The sequence below is a fragment of the Klebsiella sp. H-Nf2 genome (assembly GCF_002806645.1).
In the GTDB taxonomy this organism is placed as follows: Bacteria; Pseudomonadota; Gammaproteobacteria; order Enterobacterales; family Enterobacteriaceae; genus Klebsiella; species Klebsiella variicola.
The window spans coordinates 1-19,204 of record NZ_PIBL01000020.1 but is presented as its reverse complement, the minus strand read 5'-3'; the positions used below and the strand labels follow the sequence as shown (position 1 = coordinate 19,204).

The following is a 19,204-nucleotide window of genomic DNA, read 5'->3' as shown; positions in this document are numbered from 1 at the left end:
ATGCGTATTCTCGTGTCAGTAAAGACCAGGGGCAGCCGTTAAGCCACCCCAGACCTTCAGGCTGACTACTCTTCGCTAAACAGGTCGCCGCCGTGCATGTCGATCATTTCCAGCGCCTTGCCGCCGCCACGCGCTACGCAGGTCAGCGGATCTTCAGCAACCACGACTGGAATACCGGTTTCTTCCATTAACAGACGGTCCAGGTTACGCAGCAGCGCACCACCGCCGGTGAGAACCATCCCGCGTTCGGAGATATCAGAAGCCAGTTCCGGCGGGCACTGCTCAAGGGCAACCATAACCGCACTCACGATGCCGGTCAGTGGCTCCTGCAGCGCTTCAAGAATTTCGTTTGAGTTCAGGGTGAAGCCGCGTGGAACGCCTTCCGCCAGGTTACGGCCGCGAACTTCGATTTCACGCACTTCATCGCCCGGATAAGCCGAACCGATTTCGTGTTTGATACGCTCAGCGGTCGCTTCACCGATCAGGGAACCGTAGTTACGACGCACATAATTAATCACGGCTTCGTCGAAACGGTCACCGCCGATACGCACGGAAGAAGAGTAAACCACGCCGTTCAGGGAGATAACCGCGACTTCAGTAGTACCGCCGCCGATATCGACAACCATAGAACCGGTCGCTTCAGAAACCGGTAAGCCTGCGCCAATCGCTGCCGCCATCGGCTCTTCGATCAGGAAGACTTCACGAGCGCCAGCGCCCTGCGCGGATTCACGGATCGCACGACGCTCAACCTGGGTGGCGCCAACCGGTACGCACACCAGCACGCGCGGGCTCGGGCGCATAAAGCTGTTGCTGTGCACTTGTTTGATAAAGTGCTGCAGCATCTTTTCCGTCACGAAGAAGTCAGCGATGACGCCGTCCTTCATCGGGCGAATCGCCGCGATATTACCCGGGGTACGGCCGAGCATCTGCTTCGCTTCATGACCTACGGCGGCGACGCTTTTCGGCGATCCGGCACGATCCTGACGAATGGCCACCACGGAAGGCTCATTCAATACGATGCCTTGTCCTTTTACGTAAATAAGGGTATTCGCGGTACCCAGGTCAATGGACAGGTCATTGGAAAACATGCCACGAAATTTTTTTAACATACTAAGGGATAATCCTGAAAGCTGGGGCGGAAAACAAAATCCGCTTACTTTACCAACCACACGCAGCAGCGACAAGGCGCAAAAATCACCTGCTGCGGTGAAAATTAGTGCAGTTCATTTCCTTTGTTACAAATTTTTCCGACTCCGTTCATTGCTGAAATCTTCAGCAGCGCTCCACGCCTGAATTTGTAACCTGTCAAAGGAGGGTCACTGGCATTTACATTGCGATGATCCGGCGGGTAGACAAGCACACCCCCTTCACGATGGCGCGCGTTATTCTACGTGAAATCACGCTAAACGGCAGATCAAACCGAGTATCTTTGCGAATATTTTTTCACATTTGTGTCAAGTAGCTGTGAGGCCGCAAAAAATTCCCCCTGACCGCCTGTGACACCGCATTGGGACAGCACCAACCACTCGCTGCGGCTACGTACGCCAGTCGCAAAAACTTGCATAGGCATGCCTTTGCAGGCTTCCACCAGACTTTGCACCAGTAGCTGGTTCTCGCTGCGCTTTTCAATGTTGCGCGCCAGCCCAGGATGCAGTTTGATCAACTCCGCATCCAACTGCTTGATCCAGCTGGTTCCCACCAGGGTTAACCCCGCCTGAACGACCGCCACCCGAACACCCAGAGCGTTAACTAATCGCATAACCGGCTGTAGACGGCCGATATATTGACAAACATCTGCCTCTGCAAGTTCAAAAATAATCCGCTGACGCTGCGATTTTTCACACTGCATCAGGGCATCGCGCAGCCAGCGCTGGAAACGAGGACGGATCAGCGACTCCACCGACAGTTGTAACGCCAGGTTTTCTTCAGGCCAGAAGCCTAAAAATGGCAGCAGGCGCGTTACCTGCAGGCGGTCATACTCCTCCGCCAGACCAAACTGCAGCACCATCGGCATGTACTCGGCCGCAATCACCTCTTCTTTACCGTCGTACATCCGGGACATCAGTTCTCGGTGATGCACCCGCCCATCTCGGGTAACGGCAGGTTTTTGGTACAGCCGCGGTCCCCCGCGGCTCAGCATCTGTTCGATCAGCGTCCGCCAGCGCACGTTGCCGCGGCCTTTCTCCGGAAGGGTGTCATCATAAACCGACCAACTGTTGCTGCCCTGCAGCACCGCGTTGCGCGTTGCCGCTTCCGCATGTTCCATCACCTGCGCTGTCGATTGCCCGCTGCGGAAAGCACAGATACCGATGTGCATCATATCGTCACGATCGAGAATGCGCGTTGGCGGCAGCGCGTCCATGGCTTTCAGCAACAGCCCGGCGATGCTATCCGCCTCTTTTAACGTGCGGTGCGGCAGCAGTACGGCGAAGTCACTACGGTGATAACGCGCCAGTAGCGCGCCGGGATAACGCATAATAAAGGTAGAGAGCAGGTTGATAAGCGTGAAGTAATGCTCTTCAGCCGCCGCTCGTCCCCAGTTGTCCCGCAGCAGATCGAACTCCGGCAGACGGATCATCATGACGATGCCGTAGGCGCCCACTTTCTCCTGGTCTTCCAGCAGCGTGGCCAGCTGATTATCAAAGAACAGGCGGTTATTCAGACCCGTTTTAGAATCCTGTGCCGCATAGGAGCGAATCAGCGTATCCATACGGCTGCGCTGATCGCTGGCAAACTGCAGCTCCGACAGCAGCATATCCAGCGCGCTGCTGGTGCTGGCCGGCCATTCATAGACCGATCCGCGCACCTGCGGCCCGCGCTCGCCGCTCAGGATGCGCGTGGAACGCAGCTCAAGCAGCTCCTGGCCAGCCAGCTGGCGGCGGATCCAGCGGACGGCGAAGAAAATAATCACCACCATGAAGCCGATGGAGATCGACAGCGGGGCCGTGATCGACAGCGAGCGGAAATAGTTCACCATCGGGTCGATGTAGACCAGATGCAGAGTGATACCAGGGTGTTTCAGTGACGGGACCGTGATCTCACGGAATTGCTCATGGCTGCCCAACGGGCGATAACTGTCGGTTCGGGAGTGGCTGTAGAGTGGTTTGCCGTTAAGCATGAAATCGATATGCACGATCTCGATCGGCGTCATCAGCTCATCCAGCTGTGGCTCAAGCTTATCAAAAGAGGTGGTGATGAGCCGGTTATCCAGCATGGTCGCCACCGCCTGAACCCGGTTTTCGACCTTGTTCTCAATGCCATTATAAAAACTCAGCGAAGCGCCAATCAGCGTGACAAAGATGGTCAGGCTAGTTAGCAGCGTGATAAAGGCTGAGAACTTCGTCGTTAATCGCATCCCTGTGTTAACTCCGCGAGTGAATGACTGCCCGATGAACCATCAGGCTCCCGTGCCGGCGCGCGCCTTGCCGCTAGCATTAACCTTTTAAAGCGCGACGCATACTATCAAAGATGGCGAGTCTGGCAATGGAATGCGTATTATCGGCGAAAGTATGCCGATAGCGAGTATAGTCGGCAGAAAAAATTTGCCAATCATTGCCCACCTGCGGCCTGCGCCAGAAGCGCTTTAATTTTAGACGCAGGATGACAAACCGGCGCCAGCGGCGCAAATTATTACGGCTTTTACCTGCAGACTCGCTTTCCACCCTCTTTGCCCTGATAAAGATGCCGGGTCAAGCGCGGTAAAGGAAACGTCTTGCGCCACTTTCCGATGATTCCTGGAATAGCGCGCGCCAGCCCAGACGACAACAGAAGATCCTAATCTGCAATTTTTCGTGACATATTCGCGATAAATCGTCGTCTCCGTCATGCTTAGGGAAACGCATGACGGAGGACACCATGAAAAGAAAAAAACTGACGGAAGCCGACGTCACGGCCGAATCCGTTTTTATGCTCAAGCGGCGCCAGGTACTGAAAATGCTGGGCATCAGCGCGACTGCCCTCTCGCTTCCCGCTACCGCGCAGGCCGATCTGCTGGACTGGTTTAAAGGCAATGATCGCCCGCCAGCCCCGGCAGGCAAGGCCCTGGACTTTGCTAAACCCGCCGAGTGGCAGGCCAATCTGACGCTCACCCCGGAAGATAAGGTCGCCGGTTACAATAACTTTTATGAATTCGGCCTCGATAAAGCCGATCCGGCGGCGAACGCGGGTAGTCTGCGCACCGATCCCTGGACGCTGACCATTGGCGGTGAAGTGGCGAAGCCGCTGACCCTCGACCATGACGATCTGACCAAACGCTTCCCGCTGGAGGAGCGCATTTATCGTATGCGCTGCGTGGAAGCCTGGTCGATGGTGGTTCCCTGGGTCGGCTTCCCGCTGCATAAATTGTTGGCGCTGGTGGAGCCCACTAGCAACGCGCGTTATGTCGCCTTCAAAACCCTGTATGCCCCGGAGCAAATGCCCGGGCAGAAAGATCGTTTTATCGGCGGGGGGCTCGCTTACCCTTACGTGGAAGGGTTGCGGCTTGACGAAGCCATGCACCCGCTGACGCTGCTCACTGTCGGGGTGTATGGCAAAGCGCTGCCGCCGCAAAACGGCGCGCCGGTCCGCCTGACCGTGCCGTGGAAGTACGGTTTTAAAGGCATTAAATCCATCGTCAGCATTGAGCTGACGCGCGAGCAGCCGCCGACCACCTGGAATCTGGCGGCACCGGACGAATACGGCTTCTTTGCCAACGTTAATCCCCATGTCGATCATCCCCGCTGGTCGCAGGCCAGCGAGCGGTTCATCGGCTCAGGTGGTGTGCTCGACGTGAAGCGTCAGCCGACATTGTTATTTAACGGCTATGCCGACGAAGTGGCCTCACTGTATCGTGGTATGAACTTGCGGGAGAACTTCTAGTGCGTTTCACCGTCAAACAGATCGCCTGGTTGAAAGTCTTACTCCACCTGGCGGGGTTTTTGCCGCTGGTCTGGTTGTTCTGGGCCGGACATCAGGGCTACTTTAGCGCCGACCCGGCCAAGGATATCCAGCACTTTACCGGCAGGATGGCGCTTAAGTTCCTGCTGGCAACGCTGCTGGTATCCCCGCTGGCGCGCTACGCGAAACAGCCATTATTGATTCGCATTCGCCGCCTGTTAGGTCTATGGTGTTTTGCCTGGGCGACGCTGCACCTGACCAGCTATACCTTGCTGGAGCTGGGCATTAACAATCTGACGCTGCTGGGCTCGGAGATTATCAATCGCCCCTATCTGACGTTAGGCATGGTCTGCTGGGTGATCCTGCTGGCACTGGCGGTGACCTCGACGCAGGCAATGCAGCGAAAATTGGGCCGTCGTTGGCAACTTTTGCACAACTTCGTCTATCTGGTGGCGATCCTCGCGCCGATTCACTACCTGTGGTCAGTGAAGATCGTCTCGCCGCAGCCCATCATTTATGCCCTGCTGGCGGTGGTGCTTTTGGCATGGCGTTATAAGAAGTTCCGCCAGTGGTGGCGCTGAATCCGGTAATGTGCAGTTTCCCGCAGATCTTTTATCAACCGCGACTCTTTTTACGATAGCGGTTGATAATCTTCCCTGATAAGACCAGTATTTAGCTGCCAATTGCTACGAAATCGTTATAATGTGCGACTTTGGTTTTCCTGACGGGGTTTTCTGGCCCTGAAAAGGTGACAATGGCGCATTGAAGGTATATGTTGTTTTTTACCCGAAGATGGCAGGAGATCGCCACACGATGGCTGACAATTTTCACATTTTGCTTTTGAATGGTCCAAACATTAACATGCTCGGAACCCGCGAGCCTGAGAAGTATGGCATCCTTTCACTGGCTGAAATTGTTAACCGTTTGACATCTGAGGCAGCGGCGCTGAATGTGAGCCTGGATCACCTGCAGTCCAACGCGGAATATGCGTTAATCGACCGAATTCATCAGGCTAAAGACAACGTGGACTATATCCTGATTAATCCGGCCGCGTTCGCGCATACCAGCGTAGCAATCCGTGACGCTTTGCTTGCCGTGAACATCCCGTTTATCGAGATTCACCTGAGCAACGTGCATGCACGCGAACCCTTCCGCCAGCACTCATATCTGTCTGATGTCGCCGCTGGCGTCATTTGCGGACTGGGGGCGGACGGCTATTCATACGCTTTACAGACGGCGGTAAAACGCCTGTCACAATCACACTAAACAAAGAGTACGGAACCCACTCATGGATATTCGTAAGATTAAAAAACTGATCGAGCTGGTTGAAGAATCAGGTATCTCCGAACTGGAAATTTCTGAAGGCGAAGAGTCTGTTCGCATCAGCCGCTCTGCACCGGTCGCAAGCTATCCGGTTATGCAGCAGGCTTATGCTGCGCCGATGATGCAGCCTCAGGCGCCAGCCGCTGCTGCACCTGCTGCCGCAGTTGAAGCGCCGGCAAAAGCGGAAATCAGTGGTCACATCGTACGTTCCCCGATGGTTGGTACTTTCTATCGTACGCCAAGCCCGGACGCGAAAGCGTTTGTGGAAGTTGGCCAGAAAGTTAACGTGGGCGACACCCTGTGCATCGTCGAAGCGATGAAAATGATGAACCAGATCGAAGCCGACAAAGCCGGCGTGGTGAAAGCCATTCTGATCGAAAGCGGCCAACCGGTAGAATTCGACGAGCCGCTGGTAGTTATCGAGTAACGAGGCGAACATGCTGGATAAAATTGTCATCGCTAACCGTGGCGAGATCGCATTGCGCATCCTGCGTGCCTGTAAAGAACTGGGCATCAAGACCGTCGCTGTGCACTCCACCGCGGATCGCGATCTAAAACACGTATTGTTAGCGGATGAGACGGTCTGTATTGGCCCGGCTCCGTCCGTAAAAAGCTATCTCAACATCCCGGCTATCATCAGCGCGGCGGAAATCACCGGCGCGATAGCGATTCACCCGGGTTATGGTTTCCTCTCCGAGAACGCCAACTTTGCCGAGCAGGTTGAGCGCTCCGGCTTTATCTTCATCGGTCCGAAAGCCGACACTATCCGCCTGATGGGCGACAAGGTGTCCGCGATCACTGCGATGAAGAAAGCCGGCGTCCCGACCGTTCCTGGTTCTGACGGCCCGCTGACCGACGATATGGACGCTAACCGCGCCCATGCCAAACGCATTGGTTATCCGGTGATCATCAAAGCCTCCGGCGGCGGCGGTGGTCGCGGTATGCGCGTTGTGCGTAGCGACGCTGAACTGGCGCAGTCTATCTCCATGACCAAAGCGGAAGCGAAAGCGGCTTTCAATAACGACATGGTCTACATGGAGAAATACCTGGAAAATCCTCGCCACATCGAGATCCAGGTACTGGCGGACGGTCAGGGTAACGCTATCTATCTGGCAGAGCGTGACTGCTCCATGCAGCGTCGTCACCAGAAAGTGGTCGAAGAAGCGCCGGCGCCGGGCATCACCCCGGAACTGCGTCGCTACATCGGCGAGCGTTGCTCGAAAGCCTGTGTGGATATCGGCTACCGCGGGGCGGGTACGTTCGAGTTCCTGTTCGAAAACGGCGAGTTCTACTTCATTGAAATGAACACCCGTATTCAGGTAGAACACCCGGTTACCGAAATGATCACTGGCGTTGACCTGATCAAAGAGCAGCTGCGTATTGCAGCCGGCCAGCCGCTGTCCATCAAGCAGGATGAAGTGGTCGTCAGAGGCCATGCGGTGGAATGCCGTATCAACGCCGAAGACCCGAACACCTTCCTGCCGAGCCCGGGTAAAATTACCCGCTTCCACGCGCCGGGCGGTTTTGGTGTGCGCTGGGAGTCTCATATCTACGCCGGTTACACCGTACCGCCGTACTATGACTCCATGATCGGTAAGCTGATCTGCTACGGCGAAAGCCGTGACGTGGCGATTGCCCGCATGAAGAATGCGCTGCAGGAGCTGATCATCGATGGCATCAAAACCAACGTTGATCTGCAGATGCGCATTATGAGCGACGAGAACTTCCAGCATGGTGGTACTAACATCCACTATCTGGAGAAAAAGCTCGGACTGCAGGAAAAATAATCCTGTATTCGCTGCAAAAGGCCGGTTAATCCGGCCTTTTTTCTTTTTCTCTCCCCTCGACTTTTCCATGCGGTACAATCCCCGCTTTCTTCATCCTCAAGGGACAAAAAATGGACAAACGTTTTGTTCAGGCCCATAAAGAAGCGCGCTGGGCGCTGTGGCTGACCCTTCTCTATCTTGCCGCCTGGCTGGCGGCGGCCTATCTGCCGGGCGTCGGTATCGGTTTTACCGGCCTGCCGCATTGGTTTGAAATGGCCTGCCTGCTGGTGCCGCTGCTGTTTATTCTGCTGTGCTGGGCGATGGTGCGTTTTATCTTCCGTGATATCTCTCTGGAGGATAACGATGCAGCTTGAGATTATCGTGGTGCTGATCGCTTACCTGTTTGTCGTCTTCGGACTGTCGATTTACGCGATGCGTAAACGCAGTACCGGGAACTTCCTTAGCGAGTATTTCCTCGGCAGTCGATCGATGGGGGGGTTTGTCTTAGCCATGACCCTCACCGCCACCTATATTAGCGCCAGCTCATTTATAGGCGGCCCCGGCGCCGCCTATAAATATGGGCTGGGTTGGGTACTGTTAGCGATGATCCAGGTACCGACGATCTGGCTTTCTCTTGGGATCCTCGGTAAAAAATTCGCGATCCTGGCACGCCGCTATAATGCGATCACCCTGAACGACATGCTGCAAGCTCGCTACCAAAACCGCGCGGTGGTGTGGATTGCCAGCGTCAGCCTGCTGGTCGCTTTTGTCGGCGCCATCGCCGTACAGTTTATCGGCGGCGCGCGCCTGCTGGAGACTGCCGCCGGGATCAAGTACGAAACCGGGCTGCTGATCTTTGGGATCACCATCGCACTGTATACCGCTTTCGGTGGTTTCCGCGCCAGCGTACTTAACGATACGATGCAGGGGATGGTGATGTTGATCGGCACGATCGTCCTGCTGGTCGGCGTGGTACATGCCGCCGGTGGCCTGCATCAGGCGGTAGATACGCTGCAGCGGATCGACCCACAGCTGGTATCGCCGCACGGCGCGGATGATATCCTGACCCCCACCTTTATGACCTCATTCTGGGTGCTGGTTTGCTTCGGCGTTATCGGCCTGCCGCATACCGCCGTGCGCTGTATCTCCTATAAAGACAGCAAAGCCGTGCACCGCGGGATTGTGATTGGCACGATCGTCGTGGCGATTCTGATGTTCGGCATGCATCTCGCCGGCGCTCTTGGCCGTGCCGTTCTGCCGGATCTGACCGTTCCCGATCAGGTGATCCCCACCTTGATGGTCCAGGTGCTGCCGCCGTGGGCTGCAGGACTGTTTTTAGCCGCGCCGATGGCGGCGATTATGTCGAACGTGAACGCCCATTTACTGCAGGCATCGGCTACGATCATTAAAGATCTGTGGCTCAGCGCGCAGCCGACAAAAAAACGCAATGAGCAGAAGCTCAAGCGGATCTCAACGATCGCCACCTTAGTGCTGGGTATATTAATGATGCTGGCCGCCTGGCGGCCGCCGGAAATGATTATCTGGCTCAATCTGCTGGCCTTTGGCGGCCTGGAAGCGGTGTTCTTATGGCCGCTGGTGCTGGGCCTCTACTGGGAGCGGGCAAACGCTGCCGGGGCGCTCAGCGCGATGTTGGTGGGCGGCGTGCTGTATGCCGTGCTCGCGACGTTTCATATTCAGTACCTGGGCTTCCATCCTATCGTGCCCTCGCTGCTGCTAAGTTTGTTGGCTTTTGTCGTCGGGAACCGTTTCGGCCAGCCCGTCCCGCCAGCCCCTGTTATGACTACTGATAAATAAAGAGTTTTGCTATGCCTTGGATCCAACTAAAACTGAATACCACCGGCGCGAACGCTGAAGCGCTGAGCGATGCGCTGATGGAGGCCGGAGCGGTCTCCATCACTTTCCAGGACACTCACGACACGCCGGTATTCGAGCCGCTGCCGGGTGAAACCCGTTTATGGGGCGATACCGATGTTATCGGCCTGTTCGATGCAGAAAGCGACATGAACGAAGCGGTTGCCATCCTTGAACAGCATCCGCTCCTCGGCGCCGGCTTTGCGCATAAGATCGAGCAACTGGAAGATAAAGACTGGGAGCGCGAGTGGATGGATAACTTCCACCCGATGCGTTTCGGTGAGCGCCTGTGGATTTGTCCGAGCTGGCGCGATGTCCCCGATGAGAACGCGGTCAACGTGATGCTTGATCCGGGACTGGCCTTTGGTACCGGCACCCATCCGACTACCGCCATGTGTCTGCAGTGGCTCGACGGTCTTGACCTGCAGGGCAAAACCGTTATCGATTTTGGCTGCGGTTCCGGCATCCTGGCGATTGCCGCCCTGAAACTGGGCGCCGCTAAAGCTATCGGAATTGATATCGACCCTCAGGCCATCCAGGCCAGCCGTGATAACGCCCAGCGTAATGGCGTCTCAGAGCGCCTTGAACTTTATCTGCCGCAGGATCAGCCAGAAGCCATGAAAGCCGATGTGGTGGTCGCCAACATCCTGGCCGGCCCGTTACGTGAGCTGGCCCCGTTAATCAGCGTGCTGCCGGTTACAGGCGGTCTGCTGGGTCTTTCCGGCATTCTGGCAAGCCAGGCGGAAAGCGTCTGCGATGCCTACGCCCCGCTCTTCACCCTCGACCCGGTGGTGGAGAAAGAGGAGTGGTGCCGGATTACCGGCCGGAAAAACTAAGCACCATGCGGCCCGCGGGCCGCATTTTTGTTTCCAGTAGCCACCAAATAATGCCTGGAAATGAGAGGCAGATCGCACTACAGCGTACTTTTTTGACTACAAAAACAGCGTTTTATGCCGCCAGGTAGCGAGTTTATCTAAGAAAAATCGAGAAGTTTTATGATTTTATAAATGGACACAAATTACTCATCATCCATTAAAGTAATGATTAATATAAGTATTTATTCATCTCTTTTACGCTAGTCCCGGATTCATTGATCTGCAACAGAGGATTGCTCAAAGTTTGGCCTTTCATCTCGTGCAAAAAATGCGTAATATACGCCGCCTTGCAGTCACAGTATGGTCATTTCTTAACTCATGCGCATCGGACACCACCAGCTCAGAAATCGCCTGATCGCAGCACCCATGGCTGGCATTACTGACAGACCATTCAGGACGCTGTGCTACGAGATGGGAGCAGGTTTAACCGTTTCTGAGATGATGTCCTCTAACCCACAGGTGTGGGAGAGTGACAAGTCCCGTTTACGGATGGTGCATATCGATGAGCCCGGTATTCGTACCGTGCAAATCGCCGGTAGCGTACCGGAAGAGATGGCTGCAGCCGCGCGGATTAACGTGGAAAGTGGTGCCCAGATTATAGATATCAATATGGGATGCCCGGCGAAAAAGGTGAATCGCAAGCTTGCAGGTTCAGCCCTCTTGCAGTACCCCGAGCAGGTGAAGTCAATCCTGACGGCGGTCGTCAACGCGGTGGACGTTCCTGTGACACTCAAGATTCGCACCGGTTGGGAACCGGAACACCGTAACTGCGTAGAGATTGCCCAACTGGCCGAAGAGTGTGGCATTCAGGCTCTGACTATTCACGGACGCACCCGCGCCTGCTTGTTTAACGGAGACGCTGAGTACGACAGTATTCGGGCAGTTAAGCAGAAAGTTTCCATTCCGATTATCGCGAATGGTGACATTACTGACCCGCTTAAAGCCAGAGCTGTGCTCGACTATACAGGGGCTGATGCCCTGATGATAGGCCGTGCAGCTCAGGGAAGACCCTGGATCTTTCGGGAAATCCAGCATTATCTGGACACTGGAGAGCTGCTGCCCCCGCTGCCACTGGCAGAGGTTAAGCGCTTGCTTTGTGCGCACGTTCGGGAATTGCATGACTTTTACGGTCAGGCAAAAGGGTACCGAATCGCGCGTAAACACGTCTCCTGGTATCTTCAGGAACATGCTCCAGATGACCAGTTTCGGCGCACATTCAACGCCATTGAGGATGCCAGCGAACAGCTGGAGGCGTTGGAGGCATACTTCGAAAATTTTGCGTAATAGAAATAAAGAGCTGACAGAACTATGTTCGAACAACGCGTAAATTCTGACGTACTGACCGTTTCTACCGTTAACTCTCAGGATCAGGTAACTCAAAAACCCCTGCGTGACTCGGTTAAACAGGCACTGAAGAACTATTTTGCTCAACTGAACGGTCAGGATGTGAATGACCTGTATGAGCTGGTACTGGCTGAAGTTGAACAGCCCCTGTTGGACATGGTGATGCAATACACCCGTGGTAACCAGACCCGCGCAGCCCTGATGATGGGCATCAACCGCGGTACACTGCGTAAAAAACTGAAAAAATACGGCATGAACTGATACTAGTCAGTTGCTTGCTTGATATAAAAGGCGCTCTTCGGCATGGGGAAGCGCCTTTTTTATTATCTGCGCCAGCAGGACACGTTACTGATTGACCACCCGCAGTACAGGCTCCTGCGATAAACGTGCAGCACAGACCACCGCCATAATATTATCCACCAGCGCAGGTGCCTGCTGATAAAGATCGAAACGTTGTGGATCGAGCAGCCAGTTTTTAATCAAGCCGGAAAAGGCGCTATGTAAAACAATTAATATCACGTCGACATTTGTTTCGGCTGGCAATATATTGTTACGTACACAGTGCTGCAGAATCCCACCAATAACGGAATAGTTAAATCCAATACGTTGGCGAATTTCGCTTTCCGATAACATATCGCTGGCAAACTCACAGCGTTGATAAAGAATTTGCATCAGGGCACGCTGGCGAGGATTCTCAGCAATATAGCGTAGCCCGGCAATAAATCGCTGCCGCAAATCATTTAAGGGCTCCTTCTCATTCATTGTCGCCAGGCTTTGCTGAATCAAATCCCTGAGCGGTGGCTGTTGCTGCCACATCTCATTAAACAGCGCCGTCTTACTGGCAAAATGCCAGTACACGGCGCCGCGAGTCACCCCCGCCGCATCAGCGATATCCGTCAGGGTCGTGTTGGCCACCCCCCGCAGGGCGAACTGCTGGATCGCGGATTCAATCAGGAGCTGCCGCGTGCGCAGCGCCTCCTCTTTGGTTTTTCTCGCCATATAAGATCTCAGTTCCCGATTAACAGGCAATATAGATTTTTCTGAAGATCCCTTAATCTAACATTTGGTGCACAATATTATTTAGCAAAAATGCAGACAAGTTAATTCTGATGTAGAAAACTAACGAATCATCTTAATGAATATTAATAGCCAACTCATTCATTAAAATAATGTCTGTTTATTATGTTTTACAATTGAGATAAATAGCAAAAACAGAACGACCATTTTTTTGTTTTTGCGTGCCTTGCTGAACGTTTAAAAATAAGTATCCCTTACATCCAGCGACGTTTATTTGTAGGATGGCAAACTGCTTTTTGACTCCCTCTTTCTTTCACAGATTCGCCGCCGAATTTGGTACGTAATCTATAAGGAACCGCAATGACAACTCACGCCAGAGTGACACTTTTATCCGGTTTAATTATCTCGGCCTTATTGCTTACCGGCTGCGATAATTCGGGCAACCCGCAACCCCATGCACAGGCACCGCAGGTGACGGTCCATATCGTGCACAGTGCACCGTTGTCGGTCACCACCGAACTGCCAGGCCGTACCTCTGCTTTTCGCGTGGCGGAAGTCCGCCCCCAGGTGAGCGGTATCATCCTGAAGCGTAACTTTGTTGAAGGAAGTGATGTCGAAGCAGGTCAGTCGCTCTATCAGATCGATCCGGCAACCTATCAGGCTGCCTGGAACAGTGCGAAAGGCGATGAGGCCAAGGCCGAAGCCGCAGCCGCCATCGCCCATTTGACGGTGAAACGCTATGTTCCGCTGCTGGGGACCAAATATATCAGCCAGCAGGAATACGATCAGGCGGTGGCCACCGCCCGCCAGGCCGATGCCGACGTCATCGCCACCAAAGCCGCCGTAGACACCGCCCGTATCAACCTGGCCTACACCAAAGTGACCTCCCCCATAAGCGGGCGCATCGGCAAATCGAGCGTCACCGAGGGCGCGCTGGTCACCAACGGTCAATCGGATGCCCTGGCCACCGTCCAGCAGCTCGATCCCATCTATGTTGACGTGACGGAGTCCAGCAATGACTTTATGCGCCTTAAGCAGGAAAGCCTGCAGCGCGGCGGTGATACAAAAAGCGTTGAGCTGGTGATGGAGAACGGTCAGGCCTATCCGCTTAAAGGGTCGCTGCAGTTCTCTGACGTCACTGTCGATGAAAGCACGGGCTCTATCACGCTACGCGCTATCTTCCCTAACCCGCAGCATGCCCTGCTGCCGGGGATGTTCGTCCGCGCTCGCATAGACGAAGGTGTCGATCCGCAGGCCATCCTGGTGCCGCAGCAAGGAGTGACCCGCACGCCGCGGGGCGATGCCTCCGTGATGCTGGTGAATGACAAAAACCAGGTTGAAACCCGGGAAGTGGTCGCGACTCAGGCCGTTGGCGATAAATGGCTCATCACCAACGGGCTGAAGCCGGGCGATAAAGTGATTGTCAGCGGCTTACAGAAAGTCCGTCCTGGCGTCACCGTCAAAGCGGAAGCGGAGCGTGCGGCACCGGCCGCACAATAAGGATACCCAGCCATGCCTAAGTTTTTTATCCATCGACCGGTCTTCGCCTGGGTGCTGGCCATCATTATGATGATTGCCGGCGGCCTGGCCATCCTGCAGCTACCGATAGCGCAGTATCCAACGATTGCGCCCCCTGCGGTGGCGATCTCCGCCACCTACCCTGGTGCAGACGCGCAAACCGTACAGGATACGGTCACTCAGGTTATCGAACAGAATATGAACGGTATCGACAACCTGATGTATATGTCGTCGACCAGCGACTCCGCTGGCTCGGTAACCATTACGCTCACCTTTAAGTCCGGCACCGATCCGGATATCGCCCAGGTGCAGGTGCAAAACAAACTGCAGCTGGCTACGCCGCTGCTGCCTCAGGAAGTACAGCAGCAAGGGATTAGCGTCGAAAAATCCAGCAGCAGCTTCCTGCTGGTTGCCGGCTTTATCTCTGATAACCCGGCGACCAATCAGGACGATATTTCTGACTATGTTGCCTCCAACGTAAAAGACCCTATCAGCCGCCTCAATGGTGTGGGCGATGTGCAGCTGTTCGGCGCACAGTACGCCATGCGCGTCTGGCTGGATGGCAATCTGCTAAATAAATACAACCTCACGCCGGTCGACGTCATCAATGCGCTAAAGGTTCAGAACGATCAGATCGCCGCCGGTCAGCTGGGCGGTACGCCGGCGCTGAAAGGCCAGCAGCTGAACGCGTCGATCATTGCCCAGACTCGGCTTAAAGATCCGCAGGAGTTTGGCAAGGTCACACTGCGGGTCAATGCCGATGGCTCAGTGGTCCATCTGAAAGACGTCGCCCGCATTGAGCTGGGGGGAGAGAACTACAACGTCGTCGCGAGAATTAACGGTAAACCCGCCTCTGGTCTGGGTATTAAGCTCGCGACCGGCGCCAACGCGCTGGATACTGCCACCGCGATTAAAGCGAAGCTGGCCGAGCTGCAGCCCTACTTCCCTCAGGGTATGAAGGTTGTCTATCCATACGATACGACCCCTTTCGTCAAAATCTCCATCCATGAAGTGGTAAAAACGCTTTTTGAGGCAATTATCCTCGTCTTTCTTGTCATGTATCTGTTCCTGCAGAACATGCGCGCAACGCTCATTCCGACGATTGCCGTTCCTGTCGTGCTATTGGGTACCTTTGCGGTACTGTCGATGTTTGGCTACTCCATCAACACCCTGACGATGTTTGGCATGGTGCTGGCGATAGGCCTGCTGGTCGATGACGCCATCGTGGTGGTGGAAAACGTCGAACGTGTAATGGTTGAGGAGAAGCTCTCGCCAAAAGAAGCGACAGAAAAGTCGATGTCGCAGATCCAGGGGGCGCTGGTGGGTATCGCCATGGTGCTCTCTGCGGTATTCGTCCCGATGGCCTTTTTCGGCGGATCGACTGGCGCAATTTATCGTCAATTTTCGATCACCATTGTCTCCGCCATGGCGCTCTCCGTGCTGGTTGCGCTGGTGCTGACGCCGGCGCTCTGCGCCACGTTGTTGAAGCCAGCCTCAGCCGAACACCATGAGAAAAAAGGATTTTTCGGCTGGTTTAACGCCCGCTTCGACCAGAGCGTCAATCACTATACCAACAGCGTTAGCGGTATTCTGCGTGGAACAGGCCGTTATCTGGTGATCTACCTGGTGATAGTCGTGGGGATGGCCGTGTTGTTCATGCGTTTGCCCACGTCCTTTCTGCCCGACGAGGATCAGGGTGTCTTCCTGACCATGATCCAGCTGCCTTCCGGCGCTACCCAGGAGCGCACGCAGAAGGTGCTGGATACCGTAACCGACTACTATCTGCATAACGAGAAGGCCAATGTTGAAAGCGTCTTTACCGTTAACGGCTTCAGCTTCAGCGGCCAGGGGCAAAACTCCGGCATGGCGTTTGTCAGCCTGAAACCCTGGGAAGCGCGTAGCGGTGATGAAAACAACGTTGAGTCGATTATTAAACGAGCCACCGTGGCCTTCAGCCAGATAAAAGACGCCATGGTTTTCCCGTTCAACATGCCGGCCATTATTGAGCTGGGTACCGCCACCGGCTTCGACTTTGAACTGATCGACCAGGGTGGGCTTGGCCATACCGCCCTGACCCAGGCGCGAAACCAACTGCTCGGCATGGTGAAACAGCATCCGGATCAGCTGGTCCGGGTACGGCCCAATGGGCTGGAAGATACGCCGCAGTTCAAACTGGATGTCGATCAGGAAAAAGCGCAGGCGCTGGGCGTATCCCTCTCCGATATCAATGAAACGATATCCGCGGCGCTGGGGGGGTACTACGTCAATGACTTTATCGACCGCGGCCGCGTGAAAAAAGTGTACGTCCAGGCTGATGCCCATTTCCGTATGCTGCCGAGCGACATTAACAACATGTATGTTCGTAGCGCCAACGGCGAAATGGTTCCGTTTTCCGCCTTTGTCACTTCACGCTGGATATATGGCTCGCCACGCCTGGAGCGTTACAACGGTTTGCCATCCATGGAGATCCTCGGTGAAGCCTCGCCAGGCAAAAGTACCGGGGAAGCCATGGCGCTGATGGAACAACTGGCCAGTAAACTGCCGAGCGGCATCGGTTACGACTGGACTGGAATGTCTTACCAGGAACGCCTCTCCGGCAACCAGGCGCCTGCGCTCTATGCCATCTCACTGATCGTCGTCTTCCTGTGCCTGGCGGCGCTGTATGAGAGCTGGTCGATTCCGTTCTCAGTTATGCTGGTTGTGCCATTAGGGGTTATCGGCGCATTATTAGCAGCTTCGCTTAGAGGGTTGAATAATGACGTTTATTTCCAGGTTGGCCTGTTAACGACTATTGGTTTATCTGCGAAGAACGCTATTCTTATTGTCGAGTTCGCTAAAGATCTTATGGATAAAGAAGGGAAAGGCATTATTGAGGCGACCCTGGAAGCATCTCGTATGCGTCTACGCCCTATATTAATGACTTCACTAGCCTTTATTCTCGGGGTCATGCCGCTGGTGATTAGCCATGGTGCCGGTAGCGGGGCTCAGAATGCAGTGGGCACCGGCGTGATGGGCGGGATGCTTACCGCGACACTGCTGGCGATCTTCTTTGTTCCGGTGTTCTTCGTGGTCGTTAGGCGACGCTTTACCCGGCACGCTGAATAATCGACTATAATTATCAAGGCGCCACGCGGCGCCTTTTTTTATATCTATCAGAACAACAAGTTAGTAGAAATATTAATTTTTTATCCCCGACTAACGCATTGGAAAATCCCTTCCTGCATATTCTCTTCATTATTTCTCATTTCTCTTCACGATATTTACACTGCTCATAATTTGAGATTATTTCCCCTTCCAGGCCTGTGTCATTGCGGTGGTAAAATAAGCTATTCCGTTATGTGTCAACAACGTTGACAGCAAACGGTTATTTAGAGGTAATACCATGAATAAATTAATATTAGTGACATTGTTAGCAACGTTGCTTGCTGGCTGTGCCCATGATTCCCCGTGCGTGCCTGTCTATGACTCGCAGGGCCGACTGGTGCATACCAATACCTGTGTAAAAGGCACAACACAGGATAACTGGGAAACGGCTGGCGCGATCGCTGGTGGGGCAGCAGCGGTTGCCGGTCTCACGTTAGGTATCGTGGCGCTGACTCGTTAGCAACTCCGCTCCACAAATGTTCAGCCTGGAGGCGTTCCCTTCGGCTCAGTCGCCAGAAAGACAAAAGGCCCAGTCGTGTGACTGGGCCTTTCATTTACGTTGATATGACCGCTGCTTTCCCCGGAGGCGGTGCTACGCACCTTTTCCGGGCTACGGGGTCTGTAGCCCCGGTAAGCGCAGCGCCACCGGGGGAGCTGGCGGCGCGTCTGGCCGCAAAAAACAAAAAAGCCCGGTCTTCCGACTGAGCCTTTCGTTTTATTTGATGCCTGGGAATGATGGCGGGCGTCCTGCCCGCTACCCTCCGGGCCGTTGCTGCGCAACGTTCAAATCCGCTCCCGGCGGATTTGTCCCTACTCCGGAGAGCGCTCATCGGCAAACAACAGATATAACAAAAGCAAAAGGCCCAGTCTCTCGACTGGGCCTTTTGCTTTATTTGATGCCTGGCGATTCCCTACTCTCACATGGGGAGACCCCACACTACCATCGGCGCTACGACGTTTCACTTCTGAGTTCGGCATGGGGTCAGGTGGGACCGCCGCGCTATTGTCGCCAGGCAAATTCTTTACAACGTGCCGAACTTTAACCTAAAAAGTGGTGCTGATACCCAGAGTCGAACTGGGGACCTCACCCTTACCAAGGGTGCGCTCTACCAACTGAGCCATATCAGCACGCTAAATTTGATGCCTGGCAGTTCCCTACTCTCACATGGGGAGACCCCACACTACCATCGGCGCTACGGCGTTTCACTTCTGAGTTCGGCATGGGGTCAGGTGGGACCACCGCGCTGTCGCCGCCAGGCAAATTCTGTTTTATCAACACGTCCTGCGGACGCATCGATTAATCTGTATCACGCTGAAAATCTTCTCTCAAATCGCCAAAACAGCTTCGGCGTTGTAAGGTTAAGCCTCACGGTTCATTAGTACCGGTTAGCTCAACGCATCGCTGCGCTTACACACCCGGCCTATCAACGTCGTCGTCTTCAACGTTCCTTCAGGAGACTTAAAGTCTCA

At 54.5% G+C, this 19,204-nt stretch carries 17 protein-coding genes, 1 tRNA gene and 3 rRNA genes; 13 read left to right on the top strand and 8 right to left on the bottom strand.

Features of this window, described 5'->3' with window-relative positions; translation table 11 throughout:
- Window positions 1-65: 65 nt before the first annotated feature.
- The 3 genes from mreB to CWM58_RS26890 all read right to left on the bottom strand — a co-directional run bounded on the left by mreB (window position 66) and on the right by CWM58_RS26890 (window position 3,626).
- On the bottom strand, window positions 66-1,109 hold the full coding sequence (gene mreB, locus CWM58_RS26905; RefSeq protein WP_002918653.1) for a rod shape-determining protein MreB: 1,044 nt from the start codon (window positions 1,107-1,109) through the stop codon (window positions 66-68).
- 305 nt (window positions 1,110-1,414) lie between these two features.
- The gene (gene csrD / locus CWM58_RS26895; RefSeq protein WP_061153158.1) at window positions 1,415-3,355 is read right to left on the bottom strand and encodes an RNase E specificity factor CsrD; all 1,941 of its coding nucleotides are present in this window, start codon (window positions 3,353-3,355) and stop codon (window positions 1,415-1,417) included.
- A gap of 79 nt (window positions 3,356-3,434) precedes the next feature.
- On the bottom strand, window positions 3,435-3,626 hold the full coding sequence (locus CWM58_RS26890) for a hypothetical protein (protein ID WP_074387437.1): 192 nt from the start codon (window positions 3,624-3,626) through the stop codon (window positions 3,435-3,437).
- A gap of 229 nt (window positions 3,627-3,855) precedes the next feature.
- On the opposite strand from CWM58_RS26890, the gene msrP reads away from it, so the two are divergent.
- From msrP to fis, 10 genes are all read left to right on the top strand, one after another.
- On the top strand, window positions 3,856-4,857 hold the full coding sequence (msrP, locus tag CWM58_RS26885; protein WP_100682177.1) for a protein-methionine-sulfoxide reductase catalytic subunit MsrP: 1,002 nt from the start codon (window positions 3,856-3,858) through the stop codon (window positions 4,855-4,857).
- Window positions 4,857-5,456 carry a protein-methionine-sulfoxide reductase heme-binding subunit MsrQ gene (gene msrQ / locus CWM58_RS26880; RefSeq protein ID WP_061153156.1) on the top strand — a complete coding sequence of 200 codons (600 nt, stop codon included), beginning with the start codon at window positions 4,857-4,859 and terminating at the stop codon, window positions 5,454-5,456. The genes msrP and msrQ overlap by 1 nt, the downstream gene beginning before the upstream one ends.
- A 232-nt stretch (window positions 5,457-5,688) precedes the next feature.
- On the top strand, window positions 5,689-6,141 hold the full coding sequence (aroQ, locus tag CWM58_RS26875) for a type II 3-dehydroquinate dehydratase (protein WP_061153155.1): 453 nt from the start codon (window positions 5,689-5,691) through the stop codon (window positions 6,139-6,141).
- 22 nt (window positions 6,142-6,163) lie between these two features.
- On the top strand, window positions 6,164-6,625 hold the full coding sequence (gene accB, locus CWM58_RS26865; RefSeq protein WP_061153154.1) for an acetyl-CoA carboxylase biotin carboxyl carrier protein: 462 nt from the start codon (window positions 6,164-6,166) through the stop codon (window positions 6,623-6,625).
- A 10-nt stretch (window positions 6,626-6,635) separates the two neighbouring features.
- Window positions 6,636-7,985, top strand: coding sequence for an acetyl-CoA carboxylase biotin carboxylase subunit (accC, locus tag CWM58_RS26860; protein WP_061153153.1), 1,350 nt, complete (start codon window positions 6,636-6,638; stop codon window positions 7,983-7,985).
- A gap of 110 nt (window positions 7,986-8,095) precedes the next feature.
- Window positions 8,096-8,338 carry a YhdT family protein gene (locus CWM58_RS26855; RefSeq protein WP_061153152.1) on the top strand — a complete coding sequence of 81 codons (243 nt, stop codon included), beginning with the start codon at window positions 8,096-8,098 and terminating at the stop codon, window positions 8,336-8,338.
- Window positions 8,328-9,779 carry a sodium/pantothenate symporter gene (gene panF, locus CWM58_RS26850; protein WP_061153151.1) on the top strand — a complete coding sequence of 484 codons (1,452 nt, stop codon included), beginning with the start codon at window positions 8,328-8,330 and terminating at the stop codon, window positions 9,777-9,779. The genes CWM58_RS26855 and panF overlap by 11 nt, the downstream gene beginning before the upstream one ends.
- Before the next feature lie 11 nt (window positions 9,780-9,790).
- Window positions 9,791-10,672: a 50S ribosomal protein L11 methyltransferase gene (prmA, locus tag CWM58_RS26845; RefSeq protein ID WP_061153150.1), complete on the top strand. Its 882-nt coding sequence runs from the start codon at window positions 9,791-9,793 to the stop codon at window positions 10,670-10,672.
- A gap of 357 nt (window positions 10,673-11,029) precedes the next feature.
- Window positions 11,030-11,995: a tRNA dihydrouridine synthase DusB gene (dusB, locus tag CWM58_RS26840; RefSeq protein WP_008806700.1), complete on the top strand. Its 966-nt coding sequence runs from the start codon at window positions 11,030-11,032 to the stop codon at window positions 11,993-11,995.
- Window positions 11,996-12,019: 24 nt separating this feature from the next.
- A complete protein-coding gene (gene fis / locus CWM58_RS26835) occupies window positions 12,020-12,316 on the top strand; it encodes a DNA-binding transcriptional regulator Fis (protein ID WP_000462905.1) in 297 nt (98 codons plus the stop codon).
- 84 nt (window positions 12,317-12,400) lie between these two features.
- Here the strand turns inward: fis and envR are convergent, their stop codons facing one another.
- On the bottom strand, window positions 12,401-13,054 hold the full coding sequence (gene envR / locus CWM58_RS26830) for an acrEF/envCD operon transcriptional regulator (RefSeq protein ID WP_100682176.1): 654 nt from the start codon (window positions 13,052-13,054) through the stop codon (window positions 12,401-12,403).
- Window positions 13,055-13,432: 378 nt separating this feature from the next.
- On the opposite strand from envR, the gene CWM58_RS26825 reads away from it, so the two are divergent.
- The 3 genes from CWM58_RS26825 to CWM58_RS26815 all read left to right on the top strand — a co-directional run bounded on the left by CWM58_RS26825 (window position 13,433) and on the right by CWM58_RS26815 (window position 18,194).
- The gene (locus CWM58_RS26825; protein WP_100682175.1) at window positions 13,433-14,572 is read left to right on the top strand and encodes an efflux RND transporter periplasmic adaptor subunit; all 1,140 of its coding nucleotides are present in this window, start codon (window positions 13,433-13,435) and stop codon (window positions 14,570-14,572) included.
- Window positions 14,573-14,584: 12 nt separating this feature from the next.
- Window positions 14,585-17,695: an efflux RND transporter permease subunit gene (locus CWM58_RS26820; protein WP_100682174.1), complete on the top strand. Its 3,111-nt coding sequence runs from the start codon at window positions 14,585-14,587 to the stop codon at window positions 17,693-17,695.
- 277 nt (window positions 17,696-17,972) lie between these two features.
- A complete protein-coding gene (locus CWM58_RS26815) occupies window positions 17,973-18,194 on the top strand; it encodes a hypothetical protein (protein WP_023298285.1) in 222 nt (73 codons plus the stop codon).
- 438 nt (window positions 18,195-18,632) lie between these two features.
- Here the strand turns inward: CWM58_RS26815 and rrf (CWM58_RS26810) are convergent.
- From rrf (CWM58_RS26810) to CWM58_RS26795, 4 genes are all read right to left on the bottom strand, one after another.
- Window positions 18,633-18,748 (bottom strand): 5S ribosomal RNA (rrf, locus tag CWM58_RS26810).
- Window positions 18,749-18,786: 38 nt separating this feature from the next.
- Window positions 18,787-18,862, bottom strand: a tRNA-Thr gene (locus CWM58_RS26805).
- Window positions 18,863-18,876: 14 nt separating this feature from the next.
- A 5S ribosomal RNA gene (gene rrf, locus CWM58_RS26800) occupies window positions 18,877-18,992 on the bottom strand.
- 97 nt (window positions 18,993-19,089) lie between these two features.
- Window positions 19,090-19,204 (bottom strand): 23S ribosomal RNA (locus CWM58_RS26795); the annotation flags it as partial.

Bases quoted from the DNA above. Each gene is read 5' to 3' on its own strand.
- CWM58_RS26825 (WP_100682175.1), top strand. From the start codon at position 13,433: ATGACAACTCACGCCAGAGTGACACTTTTATCCGGTTTAATTATCTCG.
- CWM58_RS26815 (WP_023298285.1), top strand. From the start codon at position 17,973: ATGAATAAATTAATATTAGTGACATTGTTAGCAACGTTGCTTGCTGGC.
- aroQ (WP_061153155.1), top strand. From the start codon at position 5,689: ATGGCTGACAATTTTCACATTTTGCTTTTGAATGGTCCAAACATTAAC.
- accB (WP_061153154.1), top strand. From the start codon at position 6,164: ATGGATATTCGTAAGATTAAAAAACTGATCGAGCTGGTTGAAGAATCA.
- CWM58_RS26820 (WP_100682174.1), top strand. From the start codon at position 14,585: ATGCCTAAGTTTTTTATCCATCGACCGGTCTTCGCCTGGGTGCTGGCC.
- panF (WP_061153151.1), top strand. From the start codon at position 8,328: ATGCAGCTTGAGATTATCGTGGTGCTGATCGCTTACCTGTTTGTCGTC.
- CWM58_RS26855 (WP_061153152.1), top strand. From the start codon at position 8,096: ATGGACAAACGTTTTGTTCAGGCCCATAAAGAAGCGCGCTGGGCGCTG.
- fis (WP_000462905.1), top strand. From the start codon at position 12,020: ATGTTCGAACAACGCGTAAATTCTGACGTACTGACCGTTTCTACCGTT.
- prmA (WP_061153150.1), top strand. From the start codon at position 9,791: ATGCCTTGGATCCAACTAAAACTGAATACCACCGGCGCGAACGCTGAA.
- envR (WP_100682176.1), bottom strand. From the start codon at position 13,054: ATGGCGAGAAAAACCAAAGAGGAGGCGCTGCGCACGCGGCAGCTCCTG.
- csrD (WP_061153158.1), bottom strand. From the start codon at position 3,355: ATGCGATTAACGACGAAGTTCTCAGCCTTTATCACGCTGCTAACTAGC.
- dusB (WP_008806700.1), top strand. From the start codon at position 11,030: ATGCGCATCGGACACCACCAGCTCAGAAATCGCCTGATCGCAGCACCC.
- mreB (WP_002918653.1), bottom strand. From the start codon at position 1,109: ATGTTAAAAAAATTTCGTGGCATGTTTTCCAATGACCTGTCCATTGAC.
- msrP (WP_100682177.1), top strand. From the start codon at position 3,856: ATGAAAAGAAAAAAACTGACGGAAGCCGACGTCACGGCCGAATCCGTT.
- accC (WP_061153153.1), top strand. From the start codon at position 6,636: ATGCTGGATAAAATTGTCATCGCTAACCGTGGCGAGATCGCATTGCGC.